Raw genomic sequence first — 13,144 nt, forward strand, 5'->3', positions numbered from 1 at the left:
GTCGAGTGACTCTGCGCCGAAAATGTAACGGGGCTAAACACGCCACCGAAGCTATGGCTACGACATCTAAAGATGTCTTGGGGTAGGGGAGCGTTGTCTACACGTTGAAGGTATACCGTAAGGAGTGCTGGAGAGTAGACAAGTGAGAATGCCGGTATAAGTAACGAAAAGACAAGTGAGAATCTTGTCCGCCGAAAACCTAAGGGTTCCTGAGGAAGGCTCGTCCGCTCAGGGTAAGTCGGGACCTAAGGCGAGGCCGAAAGGCGTAGTCGAAGGACAACAGGTTGACATTCCTGTACCACCGTAAACCGCTACGAGCGATGGGGTGACGCAGAAGGGAAGAGACGCAGACGGATGGAAGAGTCTGTCCAAGCAGCGAGGCTGGTGTGTAGGCAAATCCGCACACTGTAAGGCTGAGCTGTGACGGGGAGGGAAAATTACAGTACCGAAGGTCTTGTACTCATGCTGCCAAGAAAAGCCTCTAGCCAGGTGAAGGTGCCCGTACCGCAAACCGACACAGGTAGGTAAGAAGAGAATTCTAAGGCGCGCGGAAGAACTCTCGTTAAGGAACTCGGCAAAATGACCCCGTAACTTCGGGAGAAGGGGTGCCTCGGTAGGGTGAATAGCCCGAGGGGGCCGCAGTGAAAAGGCCCAAGCGACTGTTTAGCAAAAACACAGGTCTGTGCGAAGCCGCAAGGCGAAGTATACGGGCTGACGCCTGCCCGGTGCTGGAAGGTTAAGGGGAGCGGTTAGCGCAAGCGAAGCTGTGAACCGAAGCCCCAGTAAACGGCGGCCGTAACTATAACGGTCCTAAGGTAGCGAAATTCCTTGTCAGGTAAATTCTGACCCGCACGAATGGCGTAACGACTTGGGCGCTGTCTCAACGAGAGATCCGGTGAAATTTTAATACCTGTGAAGATGCAGGTTACCCGCGACAAGACGGAAAGACCCCATGGAGCTTTACTGCAGCTTGATATTGGACTTGGGTACGATCTGTACAGGATAGGTGGGAGCCAGAGAGTCATGAGCGCCAGCTTGTGAGGAGGCGACGTTGGGATACCACCCTGATCGTATCTAGGTTCTAACCTCCTCCCGTGAATCCGGGAGAGGGACCGTGTCAGGCGGGCAGTTTGACTGGGGCGGTCGCCTCCTAAAGCGTAACGGAGGCGCCCCAAGGTTCCCTCAGAATGGTTGGAAATCATTCGCAGAGTGCAAAGGCAGAAGGGAGCTTGACTGCAAGACGTACAGGTCGAGCAGGGACGAAAGTCGGGCTTAGTGATCCGGTGGTACCGAATGGAAGGGCCATCGCTCAACGGATAAAAGCTACCCTGGGGATAACAGGCTTATCTCCCCCAAGAGTCCACATCGACGGGGAGGTTTGGCACCTCGATGTCGGCTCATCGCATCCTGGGGCTGAAGTAGGTCCCAAGGGTTGGGCTGTTCGCCCATTAAAGCGGTACGCGAGCTGGGTTCAGAACGTCGTGAGACAGTTCGGTCCCTATCTGTCGCGGGCGCAGGAAATTTGAGAGGAGCTGTCCTTAGTACGAGAGGACCGGGATGGACGTACCGCTGGTGTACCAGTTGTTCCGCCAGGAGCACCGCTGGGTAGCCAAGTACGGACGGGATAAGCGCTGAAAGCATCTAAGCGTGAAGCCCCCCTCAAGATGAGATTTCCCAATTAGTAAGACCCCTTGTAGACGACGAGGTAGATAGGTTCGGCGTGGAAGTGCCGTAAGGCATGCAGCGGACGAATACTAATCGGTCGAGGGCTTATTCATGACCCCACTAGGGGAGCAAAGGATGAAACAACGTAAGCTTCGATTCCAGTTTTCAGGGAACAAGGGATAGGCCTTGATCAGCGAGTCTGATTAGGGAGTCCTCTCTTGTTCACAGCGTTTGGCGACGCTGTAAACCTGACTATGATTGACGCGGGGTGGAGCAGCTCGGTAGCTCGTCGGGCTCATAACCCGAAGGCCGCAGGTTCAAATCCTGCCCCCGCAACCAATAAAGCCAATGACAGAGTCGAGAAATCGGCTCTTTTTCTTTTGTAGAGGACTAGAATAAGAGTAAAGTATCGTCGAAAGAATAGGGGCAGTCTTGAAATTCTAAGGAACGAAAGGTCTCAAAGATCCCAGGATGCCAAGAATCTAAAAAGCATGGAAGTCAGGGAAGATTAGGACACCCTACCGGCTTCCGCTTGGATAAGTTTGATCCCGACGGTTCTTCCTGGTCCTATAAGGGCAAACGAGGCCTTGGTTTATTACCAGGGGGATTGAAGGGGCTAACCGGGCTTATTCGTCCCAGTGCTCGTCGGAAGCGAGCTGTTAACGTACAGAGGAAGATACCCAATTCATAAAAAAGCGGGCCGGAGTAGAGGATTCTACATCCGGCCCGCTTTTTATTATGGGCAAAGGCCTTATTTCTTCAGATCTTCTATGCTGTTGATGTTCATGTATTTCGGTACGACCAAGCCCAGCTTAGTGCCGGATAGGTTAGCCCCCAAATCGTCGAATTTCCCTTTGTACTTGTCGTAGAAGTCCTTTGAAGTGGTAGGCAGCCAGGCCGCTACCATGGCGTCTACGTCACCGCCTGCGATTCCGGCCCACATGGGTCCGATTTCTACCTGCAGCATATCCACTTGGTACCCAAGCTTGCTTGTGAGTACGGCACGAACAACATTGGTGCTGGCGATTTCGGAATCCCAGGCCACATAAGCGAGCTTCAGTTTTTGGCCCGCTGGAGCTTTCGGCACTCCTTCAATCCAAGCGTTGACCTTATCCGGGTTATCATTCACCCAAGCGGCTGCGGCTTCCTCCGGTTTTTTGCCTTCCTGGATCCCTGCCATTACTTGCTCCATATCCGTAGGGGTCCAATTAAATTTATCCAGGAACTGATAAGCCGAAGGCTGATCGGACTTAAGGCCAAGTCGCGTCATGGTATGAATCTCCTCGGATCCCCCAAATGAATTTTTAGGGTCGTCCAGATACTTGAGATCGTACTTGGTGAACATCCAATGAGGCGTCCAGCCGGTAACAATAATAGGCTGGTTGGCCTTATAGGCTTTGTCCAGTGCCGCCGTCATGGCGGTTCCGGAGCCCTCGAGCAGGTTCCAGTCGTTCAGCTGGTAGTCCTGAATCGCTTTATTAGTGGCCTTCATCAAGCCGGCTCCAGGGTCAATGCCTACGATGGTATAGTTGACTTGGCTTCCTACCGTATCCCCTTTCTTAGCGCCCGTTCCCAGCACCTGATACAAACCGGCCCCCAAGCAAAAAACAACCAGCGCGCCGAGAATCCAAGGAGCTTTGCCCATAAGGGCGGATCGGCCGCGCTTCGGATTGCCCACAAATCTTTGGGTGATCCGGTCGAGCAGTATGGCCAGAATAACAACGGCAAGCCCCGCCTCAAAGCCTTTTCCGATTTTGAGCTGGGTAACCGATCGGTATACATCCGCCCCTACCCCTTGTGCTCCAATCATGGAGGCAATGACCACCATGGAAAGGGACAGCATGATGGTTTGGTTGATCCCTGCCATAATGGTTGACAGAGCCAGCGGGAGCTGGACTTTATACAGCTTTTGGGAAGAGGTCGAACCAAACGCGTCGGCTGCTTCCACCAGTTCGGCCGGCACTTGATGAATACCCAGCTTGGTCAAGCGGATGGTCGGAGGAATCGAGAAAATGACCGAGGCGATAACACCCGGAACGACCCCCAATCCGAAGAAGGTTACGGCTGGAATCAGGTAAACGAAGGCAGGCATCGTCTGCATGAAGTCCAGTATGGGGGTTAGAACCCGGTCCACCGTCCGGTTTCGCGTACACCAGATCCCGAGAGGGAGACCGAAAATGATGGAGACCAAAGCGGCGGTTAACACCAGGGCGAGCGTGTCCATCGTGGGGTCCCAGAAGCCCAAATTCCAGATCAGCAGCAGGCCGATAGCCGCAAAGGCCGCTAGTCCCCAACGGCCGAGCCAATAGGCCAAAGCCGTGAAAAGGAGGATAACGACCACAATCGGCAGGGAATGAAAGATTAGCGCGAAGGCATTCACGATGCCGGTGATCATCCCCGAAATGAAATCAAACAAGAACTTGACATTGGTCCCGAGCCAGGCCACAATGGCCTCGATGATTTGGTCCAACGGGAGTTTAGGCATGGTTATCTTCCTCCCGTTTCAGAATATCCGCGCTTCCCGTTAAGGCAGCCAGGACCGCCCCACGGACGATAATTCCTTGCAGCCGGCCGTTCTCTCCAACGACGGCCACCGGAATGCGAGTGTTGCCGACGATATCGAATAGCTCATTCAGAAGTTGGTCGGGTCTAACCACCGGAACATCCCGAATCACGATATCCTCCAGCTTCTGGCCTTTTCGGATGGCTTCCGAAGCATCTTCGGCGTTAATGGCGCCGATCAGCTTTTTGGAGCGGTCCACCACGTAGAGATTGGAAATCCCGCTTTCCCTCATTAGTTCCAGCGCAACCCGCGGACCTCTGTCCAGCGTAATCGTTTCGGGACGGCGCATGACGTGAGAGGCGGTCAACACCTTGGATAGATCCACATCCTCCACGAAACGTTCGACATAAGAGTTCGCCGGCGAAATCATAATGTCTTCCGGAGTGCCGATCTGAACGACGGCCCCATCCTTCATAAGCGCGATCCGGTCACCGATTCGCAGAGCCTCGTCCAGGTCATGCGTAATGAAAACGATGGTCTTCTTCATTCTTTGTTGTAGATCCAGAAGCTCGTCCTGCATATCTTTTCGGATAAGCGGGTCAAGAGCGCTAAAAGCTTCGTCCATCAGCAAGATATCGGGGCCGGTCGCAAGAGCGCGGGCCAGCCCTACCCTTTGCTGCATCCCCCCGCTTAACTGGTTGGGGTAGCTGTCCTCGTAGCCCTTTAAGCCGACGAGCTCCAAGGTTTCCATTGCTTTCGCTCTCCGGGTATCCGGAGATTCCCCTTTGATTTCAAGCCCGTACTCGATATTCTCCACAATGGTCCGATGGGGGAAGAGAGCGAATTTCTGAAAGACCATGGCGATATGATTCCTCCGTACTTCCCTTAGTTCAGAGGCATCGAGTTCTACGATGTTGCGGCCCTTCAAAAGGACGCTTCCGCTCGTTGGTTCGATCAACCGATTCAGCAGGCGAACGAGGGTGGATTTGCCACTCCCCGACAATCCCATGATGACGAAGATTTCCCCCTCTTCAATTTCGAAGCTGACCCGATTAACGCCCACGGTTTGCTTAGTTTTCTCTAGAATGCTCTTTTTGCTCTGGCCCTGCGCCAATAAGGAGAGGGCTCTTTCCGGTTCGGAGCCGAAAATTTTAGTAAGTTCTTTTACTTCGACTATGGACATGTGGACCTCCCTGAGCTAGATTCTCCCCGCTCTGTAATCAGGCTGATTAGCATTACTTTGCGCATCCTGTGGCGGGTTATACGAAAAATAAACGAAAGAAAGCCGGCCCAAGAATCCGGATGGCCGTTTTTCCTGATTCTTGACCGGATCGTTCGTGCAGACACTTGGTAACCTTAACCCTTTGGCAGGCTTATGAAACATGGGAATATTTGGAGGGCAGGAGAGAGCCGGGATAGGAAGGGGGATGGCCGCCGGGAGGTGGAAGGATAGGAGTTCAGAGTCGCTAATTAGGGCATTAAAAGAAGGCCGCTCCAGAAACGGCATAGGGTGGTCAGAGTTGATGTTCAGTAGGCAGAGGTAAATCAAGAGATGATGTTCAGGGGAGGGAGTGGAAGGCAAAAAGACCCGGAACATTTCCGGGCCGCTAATAGGGAGGCCTGCTGTCACCCCGAAAGAGAAGCAAGCACCTCACGTTAGGCCAGCGCCTTGCGAAATTCCTCGGTTAGAAGCGGAACGACTTCAAAGAGATCCCCGACGATGCCGTAATCGGCTACTTGAAAAATCGGTGCTTCGGCATCCTTGTTAATGGCCACAATGATGCGGGACTGGCTCATGCCGGCCAGATGCTGAATGGCGCCGCTGATGCCGCAGGCAATGTAGATCTCGGGCGTGACGACTTTGCCGGTCTGCCCGATCTGTCGGGCATACTCGCAGTAGCCGGCATCACAAGCGCCGCGGGAAGCCCCTACGGCAGCGCCTAGAACGGCCGCTAGCTGCTCGAGAGGCTGAAAGCCCTCCCGGCTCTTCACGCCTCGGCCGCCGGAGACGATAATCTTGGCTTCCGTCAGGTCGACCTGGCCGGTCATTTGGCGGACAACCTCCCGGATAACGGTGCGCAGGGAGGAGGGAGGGGAATAGGCCGTTCGAATGATCCCGGCGGTCGTCCCGGAAGGCTCGGCGGGAGGAAGGTTGTTCGGACGGACCGTGACGATCATGGGTCCTCCCGTAAACCGTTTCTCCTCGAAGGCCTTACCGGCGTAAAGGGGCCGGTTAAAGACCGGGCCGGCGTCCGAGCGATGGATGGCGACCACATCCGAGATCTGCCCGGCCTGCAGGCGGGCCGCCGTCACCGGAGCCAGATCCCGTCCAAGGGCCGTGTGCCCGAAGAAGATGGCATGAGGCTGAACCGCTTTCAGGATAGGAAGCAGGGCGGCAGCGTAGGTTTCAGGATTATAGGAGGCCAGATCGGCATGATCCACGACTTGGATCTCATCGGCGCCGTAACTGGCCAGCTCCTGGGCTTCCGATTCCAAGCCGCTGCCGATGAGGACCGCTGTTATCCGGTCTCCGTCTTCTTGTACCGTCTTCGCGGCTTGAAGGGCTTCATAAGAAACCTGACGCAGCTTACCGCCGCGAAGCTCCGCTACGACGACTAACATTCGGCTCATGGGGATAACCTCCTTCGGTTAGATGACTTTGGCTTCCGTGCGCAGCAGCGAAACGAGCTCTGCCGCCTGTTGAGCGGGATCTCCTTTAAGAAGACGGCCGGCTTGCCGTTCCGGCGGCAGGCTTAGCGAAAGCCTCTCCGTACGGGGGGCGACATCATCCTCGGTTAAGCCTACATCCTCCAGGGTCAGCCGGCGAAACGGCTTCTTCTTGGCCTTCATGATGCCCGGAAGGGAAGGGTAACGGGGCTCGTTCAATCCCTGCTGGGCCGTGACAAGCGCCGGCAAGGTCAACTCCACCGTCTCGGCATCTCCCTCCGCATCCCGTTCGGCCACCGCCTTGCCACCGGAGACGGTCAGCTTGGTGACCGAGGAGGCATGGGGGAGGTCCAGCAGCTGGGCGAGGCGGATGGCGACCTGACCGGCCCCGTGGTCGACGGAGAAATTTCCGCCCAACAGGAGATCATAGCTCTCGGCAGCCAAATAAGCGGCCAGTGCTTTGGAGACGCTGTATTCATCCTGCGGAAGCCGGTCGTCCGACAGCAGGACGGCTTCATCCGCTCCCATGGCAAGCGCTGTCCGGAGGGCCTCAGCCGCCCGTTCGGGTCCCGCCGACAGAACCACAACCGTTCCGCCTTCCTTCTCTTTCAGCCGGATGGCTTCCTCGACGGCGTACTCGTCATAGGGGTTAATCACGAATTTGACGCCATCCTCGGACACTTGGCCGTCCTGGATCACGATTCGTTCCTCTGTATCGAAGGTCTGCTTCATCAAAACATAAATGTTCATGAATGAATCCTCCTCTTTATCCCTGCTCCAACCCCCGCAGGAAAAATTCGACCGTTTTGTCCACTTGGGCGGATAGGCTGTACTTACGACCGGAAATCAGCCAGGAGGTGACCACCTCATCCATGGCCCCGAAAATCAGATGACGGGTCAGCTTGACGTCAAGATCCGAACGGAAATCCCCTTCGTCCATGCCTTTCCTCAGCACTTGCCCGATTAATTCAATATATGGCTTGACGGCAAGTCCTATCTCTTGGCGGAGCTCGAGGGAGCTCTGGCGCAGCTCGATCTGGGTGACATAGGCGAGGTTAACGTTGCTTTCGAGCTCGTTGTAGTGGATTTCGCAAATTTTGCGGAGGGCCGTCTTGGCGGAATCGGTCTCCTCGATTCGGGAGTTGAACATGTCGACAAGATCCCCGAGACGTTCGCGGAAGAGAGAAATAAGGATATCTTCCTTGTTCTTAAAATATAAATAAATCGTGCCGTCCGCGACGCCCGCTTCCTTGGCGATTTTGGCGACCTGGGACCCGTGAAAGCCGTTTTCGGCGATGACTTTTAGGGCGGCCTCCAAAATCTGAGAGTATTTTTCCTTTTTCCTGCTTGCCATCGGCTCACCTCGGTGTTAGAATTCAGGTGTAGTGAATGAATACTCATTCATTTTTCTTAATCTTATGGGAATCGGAACGGATTGTCAACGCTCTTCTGGAAGGTTTTGCCGTTTATGTGTGGTTGATCAGCCCCGGCATTATCGTGGAAACGTCGCGCCCTCTGCTTTCTTATAAGATTTTTGTTGTTGAGGTTATGTAATCGCTTTCAACATGGTTGGCAATAAAGAGTTGGAAAGGACGGGCGATTATGGCGGCAGAGACCATCCGCATTCTTCTCTTCCTGGCGGTCGTCGGCTTAGGGTTCTACTGGTTCGGCAAGGCCGTGTATCACCGGTACCTCTATATTAGGCTCGGCCAGCCAGCCGATTTTCGGCAAACAGGGCAGGCTCGCCTTCGAGGTTATTTCTCTCAGGTGTTCGGCCAGAAGAAGCTGTTGAAGGACCCGAAGAGCGGCCTCATGCATATCGTCATCTTCTATGGATTTATCGTGCTGCAGTTCGGTGCGCTCGACCTGATCGTCAAAGGGCTGACGGAGGGGGGCCATCTTCCGCTGCCGGGGTACGAAGCGTTCGGCTTTATCCAGGAAGCGACCGTCTTCCTCGTCCTGGCCGCGATGGCCTATGCCGCTTACCGGCGGTACGGGGAGAAGCTCCCCCGGCTGAAAAAAGGCTGGAAGCCCAGCATCGTCGTGTTCTTCATCTTCTTCCTGATGATGTCGGTACTTCTATCGCTTGGCTTCGAGCGGGTTTGGCTCGGGATGGAGGCTTCGGGCTACGCCCCGCTCTCCTCGGCTGTTGCGGGTCTCTTCTCCGGCCTGACACCGGCAGCGGCGAAAACAGCCTTTTATGCCTCCTGGTGGGCTCATCTGCTGATCTTGCTCGCTTTCCTCGTATACGTGCCTCAGTCGAAGCATTTTCACATCCTTACCGCTCCGGTCAACGTCTGGTTCCGGCGAAAGGGGCCGGCGGGCCGGCTGAAGAAGCTCGACCTCGAGAACGAGGAGGCGGAATCGTTCGGGGTAGGGAAGATCGAGGAGTTTACACAGAAGCAGATGCTCGACTTCTATTCCTGCGTGGAATGCGGGCGCTGTACGAACGTATGCCCGGCCTCCAACACCGGCAAAGTGCTGTCCCCCATGCACCTGATCACCAAGCTGAGGGACCATCTCCAGGAAAAAGGAGCCGCCGTTACCGCCAAGTCTCCCTGGGTGCCTGCGTTTGCCTTCTCCTCCTCCGTGCCGACCCATGCGGTTGAGGAAAAGCAGGAGGGCCGGACCGGCTGGGACTCGGAGGATGTCACGGATATCCGGCCAACGCTGAACTGGCACCGGTCGGCTTGGGCGGCCCAGGAGAAGAAGCCGGAGGAGCTGGAGCTCATCGGTGATGTGATGACGGAGGAAGAGCTGTGGTCGTGCACTACCTGCCGCAACTGTGAGGATCAATGCCCGGTGGGCAACGAGCATGTGGACAAAATCATCGACCTGAGGCGGCATCTAGTGCTCATGCAGGGGAGCGTCCCCGTGGAAGGCCAGCGGGCGATGCAGAACATCGAGCGGCAGGGCAACCCTTGGGGGCTGAACCGCAACGACCGTCCGAAATGGACGGGGGAAATAGGCGGGATTTACGTCCCGACGGTAAAGGAGAATCCCGGCTTCGAATACCTGTTCTTCGTCGGCTCCATGGGGTCGTATGATCTCCGCAGCCGCAAGATTTCGAAAGCGTTCGTCCGGCTCCTGAATGAAGCCGGCGTCTCCTTCGCCATTCTGGGCAGCGAGGAGAAGAATTCGGGGGATACCCCCCGGCGGATGGGCAACGAGTTTCTTTTTCAGCAGCTGTGCCAGGAGAACATCGCGATTCTCCGGAAGTACGGCGTCCGCCGGATCGTAACCGCCTGTCCTCATACGTACAATACCTTGAAGAATGAATACCCCGAATTCGGATTGGAGGACGTGGAGGTGTTTCATCATACGGAGCTCCTGGACGATCTCCTTCGCCAGGGCCGGCTGGTCCCCCGGCATGAAGTGAGGGAGCGGATCACCTATCACGATTCCTGCTACCTGGGAAGATACAACGGGATCTATGAACAGCCGCGCGGGGTGCTGAAGGCTATTCCCGGAGTCGAGCTGGCCGAGATGGAGCGTTCCCGGGAGAACGGGATGTGCTGCGGCGCCGGCGGCGGAATGATGTGGATGGAGGAGACGGCCGGCAAACGGGTGAACGTGGCCCGCACCGAGCAAGCGCTGGAGGTGAAGCCGACGGTGATCAGCAGCGCGTGCCCCTACTGCCTCACGATGCTCGAGGACGGGACGAAGATGAAGGAGGCCGAGGACCGGGTGAAGGCAAGGGACGTGGCGGAGCTGCTGGAGCAGTCGGTTTTTGGGAGCGCCCCCCGGCCTGAATGATGGGCAGAGCGCGCTTTTTCACCCGAGAGGGAGCTTTAGAGCTTATGGAGTATACCATTGACCAAACGGAGGGAAGTCCATATGAACCAATCGATTCGCAAAGCGGCGGTCATCGGCTCGGGGGTCATGGGGGCGGCCATCGCCGCCCACCTGGCGAACGCGGGAATAGCCTGCTTGCTGCTGGATGTGGTACCGGGACAGCTGACGGAGGAGGAGAAGGCGAAGGGCTTGACGCTGGAGCATCCCGCCGTACGAAGCCGGCTCGCCGTTCAGGCGATTGCCAGGCTGAAGAAGACGAAGCCTTCGCCTTTATACGACGAGTCGTTTGCCGAACGCATCCGGCCCGGGAATCTCGAGGATCACCTGGGCCAGCTGTCCGGTGTGGACTGGATCCTCGAAGTGGTGGTGGAGAATCTTTCGGTGAAGAAAGAGCTTCTGGCCCGGATCGAGAAGAATTGGACACCGGGGACCGTGGTCAGCTCCAACACCTCCGGGATTTCCATTAACGAAATGGCGGCGGGCTGCTCCGAGGAGTTCCGGAAGCATTTCCTCGGTACGCATTTCTTCAACCCGCCCCGCTACATGCGGCTGCTGGAGATCATCCCGGGGGATAAGACGGACCCGGCTTTGGTGGAGCGGATTAAGGAGTTCGGAGAAAAGAAGCTCGGCAAGGACGTCGTAATCGCCAAGGATACCCCTAACTTCATCGCCAACCGGATCGGCACGTACGGCCTGCTGGTAACCCTGCGGGAGCTGCTGGATAAAGGGTTCACCGTGGAGGAGGCGGATGCGGTCACCGGTCCCGCCATGGGACGGCCCAAGAGCGCGACTTTCCGGACACTCGATTTGGTCGGGCTCGATACGTTTCTCCATGTTGCCGACAATGTGCACGGCAAGGTCACGGACGCAAACGAGAAAGAGGCTTTTGCCGCCCCAGACGTCATGAAGCGGATGGTAGCTAACGGATGGCTCGGAGAGAAAGGGGGCCGGGGCTTTTACCTGAAACGGAAAGGACCGGACGGAAGTGAGATTCTGTCCTTGAATCTGTCCACGCTCGAATACGCACCGCAGAGGAAGGTGACCTCCGCTTCCCTGGAGGCGGCCAAAATGGCCAAAGGAGCCCGCGAAAAGACAAAAGCGCTGCTGGCCGGAGGGGACCGGTACGCGGAGCTGGCGTGGACGATCCTCAAAAAGGTGCTGCTCTATGCGGCGGACAAGGTAGGAGAAATAGCCGATTCGGTGGAGGCCATCGACGAGGCGATGAGAAAGGGCTTCAACTGGGAGCTGGGCCCCTTCGAGACATGGGACGCGATCGGGCTGGTGAAATCGGTGGAACGGATGGAGAAGGAAGGGGAGTCCGTACCCGCCTGGGTTAGGGAATGCATCGCGGCAGGAAAGACCAGCTTCTACCGGTCGGAGGGCGGCAAGCGGTTCGGGGTCTTCAAGGGAGAGTACCGGCAGCTCGAGGAGCGTCCCGAACGAATCTCCCTTAAGGATCTGAAGGAGCGGAACCGGACTGTGCGTTCCAATAGCGGCGCCAGCTTGATTGATCTGGGGGACGGGGTGGCCTGCCTGGAGTTTCATTCGCCGAACAATGCGATCGGGGCGGACATTCTCCTGATGATTCAGCAGAGCGTGGAGGAGGTGGAGAAGAATTTTGAAGGGCTTGTGGTGGCCAACCAGGGACGGAACTTCTGCGTTGGAGCGAATCTCATGCTTCTTCTGATGGAAGCCCAGGAAGAGGAATGGGAGGAGATCGACGGCATCATCCGGCTGTTCCAGAACACGATGATGAAGCTGAAGCGGTCGGTAAAGCCCGTTGTCGCCGCTCCCCACCGGATGACCTTGGGCGGCGGAGTGGAGGCCTGTCTGCCCGCCGACCGGATTGTGGCGTCGGCCGAAACGTATTTCGGCCTGGTGGAGGTCGGCGTCGGGCTCATCCCGGCGGGAGGCGGCTGCAAGGAGCTGGCACTGCGGGCGAGCCGTGCCGCCCGCCTGCCGGACGCCGATCTTCAGCCGCACCTTAACCAGGCGTTCGAGACGATCGGCATGGCGAAGGTGTCCACGAGCGGCCACGATGCGAAGAGGCTCGGGCTCTTCCGGCCGGAGGACCGGATCGTGCTTCATCCGGATCATCTCCTCTACGAAGCGAAGAAGACCGTTCTCGGGTTAGCCCAGGCGGGATACGAGCCGGCCCCGGAGGAGAAGATCCGGGCGGCGGGCTCGGACGGCAAGGCTGTGCTGAAGCTGGGGGCGCTGGGGATGAGACAGGGAGGCTATATCAGCGATCACGACCTGCTCATCGCCAACAAGCTCGCTCATGTGCTCGCGGGAGGAGACGTGCCCGCCGGGTCACTGCTGACCGAGCCGTATATGCTGGACCTGGAGCGGGAGGCGTTTCTGAGCCTGTGCGGGGAGCCAAAGACCCAAGCCAGGATGCAGCACATGCTGGCCAAGGGCAAAGCGCTTCGCAACTAAGAGGAAGGCGGGTGCTCTAACGCGGCTGGCTTACCCAAGCTGCGGGAAGGAGAAGCCGTTACGCTCCCGCGATCT

7 protein-coding genes, 1 tRNA gene and 1 rRNA gene (1 of these 9 cut by a window edge) are annotated in these 13,144 nt (G+C 56.9%); 4 read left to right on the forward strand and 5 right to left on the reverse strand.

All coding sequences use genetic code 11. The annotated features are described in order from the left end of the window. Both MJA45_RS08460 and MJA45_RS08465 read left to right on the forward strand, forming a co-directional pair. A 23S ribosomal RNA gene (locus tag MJA45_RS08460) occupies positions 1–1,778 on the forward strand; it begins 1,155 nt to the left of the window's first position. Positions 1,779–1,927: 149 nt separating this feature from the next. After that, a tRNA-Met gene (locus MJA45_RS08465) sits at positions 1,928–2,004 on the forward strand. A 412-nt stretch (positions 2,005–2,416) separates the two neighbouring features. Here the strand turns inward: MJA45_RS08465 and MJA45_RS08470 are convergent. The 5 genes from MJA45_RS08470 to MJA45_RS08490 all read right to left on the reverse strand — a co-directional run bounded on the left by MJA45_RS08470 (position 2,417) and on the right by MJA45_RS08490 (position 8,189). Continuing rightward, positions 2,417–4,150, reverse strand: a complete 1,734-nt coding sequence (locus MJA45_RS08470) for a glycine betaine ABC transporter substrate-binding protein (RefSeq protein WP_315606826.1) — start codon at positions 4,148–4,150, stop codon at positions 2,417–2,419. Continuing rightward, on the reverse strand, positions 4,143–5,351 hold the full coding sequence (locus MJA45_RS08475) for a quaternary amine ABC transporter ATP-binding protein (RefSeq protein WP_315606827.1): 1,209 nt from the start codon (positions 5,349–5,351) through the stop codon (positions 4,143–4,145). The genes MJA45_RS08470 and MJA45_RS08475 overlap by 8 nt, the downstream gene beginning before the upstream one ends. 473 nt (positions 5,352–5,824) lie before the next feature. Continuing rightward, on the reverse strand, positions 5,825–6,799 hold the full coding sequence (locus MJA45_RS08480; RefSeq protein WP_315606828.1) for an electron transfer flavoprotein subunit alpha/FixB family protein: 975 nt from the start codon (positions 6,797–6,799) through the stop codon (positions 5,825–5,827). A gap of 18 nt (positions 6,800–6,817) precedes the next feature. After that, positions 6,818–7,585, reverse strand: a complete 768-nt coding sequence (locus MJA45_RS08485; RefSeq protein WP_315606829.1) for an electron transfer flavoprotein subunit beta/FixA family protein — start codon at positions 7,583–7,585, stop codon at positions 6,818–6,820. A 16-nt stretch (positions 7,586–7,601) separates the two neighbouring features. After that, positions 7,602–8,189 carry a fatty acid metabolism transcriptional regulator FadR gene (locus tag MJA45_RS08490; RefSeq protein WP_315606830.1) on the reverse strand — a complete coding sequence of 196 codons (588 nt, stop codon included), beginning with the start codon at positions 8,187–8,189 and terminating at the stop codon, positions 7,602–7,604. 248 nt (positions 8,190–8,437) lie between these two features. On the opposite strand from MJA45_RS08490, the gene MJA45_RS08495 reads away from it, so the two are divergent. Then, positions 8,438–10,591, forward strand: a complete 2,154-nt coding sequence (locus MJA45_RS08495) for a heterodisulfide reductase-related iron-sulfur binding cluster (protein ID WP_315606831.1) — start codon at positions 8,438–8,440, stop codon at positions 10,589–10,591. 81 nt (positions 10,592–10,672) lie between these two features. After that, entirely contained in the window at positions 10,673–13,069 is a 2,397-nt protein-coding gene (locus tag MJA45_RS08500) for a 3-hydroxyacyl-CoA dehydrogenase/enoyl-CoA hydratase family protein (RefSeq protein ID WP_315606832.1), read from the forward strand. Positions 13,070–13,144: the final 75 nt, after the last annotated feature.

Origin of the sequence: Paenibacillus aurantius (assembly GCF_032268605.1) — a bacterium.
Lineage (GTDB): Bacteria > Bacillota > Bacilli > Paenibacillales > NBRC-103111 > Paenibacillus_AO > Paenibacillus_AO aurantius.

Bases quoted from the DNA above. Each gene is read 5' to 3' on its own strand.
- MJA45_RS08470 (WP_315606826.1), bottom strand. From the start codon at position 4,150: ATGCCTAAACTCCCGTTGGACCAAATCATCGAGGCCATTGTGGCCTGG.
- MJA45_RS08475 (WP_315606827.1), bottom strand. From the start codon at position 5,351: ATGTCCATAGTCGAAGTAAAAGAACTTACTAAAATTTTCGGCTCCGAA.
- MJA45_RS08480 (WP_315606828.1), bottom strand. From the start codon at position 6,799: ATGAGCCGAATGTTAGTCGTCGTAGCGGAGCTTCGCGGCGGTAAGCTG.
- MJA45_RS08485 (WP_315606829.1), bottom strand. From the start codon at position 7,585: ATGAACATTTATGTTTTGATGAAGCAGACCTTCGATACAGAGGAACGA.
- MJA45_RS08490 (WP_315606830.1), bottom strand. From the start codon at position 8,189: ATGGCAAGCAGGAAAAAGGAAAAATACTCTCAGATTTTGGAGGCCGCC.
- MJA45_RS08495 (WP_315606831.1), top strand. From the start codon at position 8,438: ATGGCGGCAGAGACCATCCGCATTCTTCTCTTCCTGGCGGTCGTCGGC.
- MJA45_RS08500 (WP_315606832.1), top strand. From the start codon at position 10,673: ATGAACCAATCGATTCGCAAAGCGGCGGTCATCGGCTCGGGGGTCATG.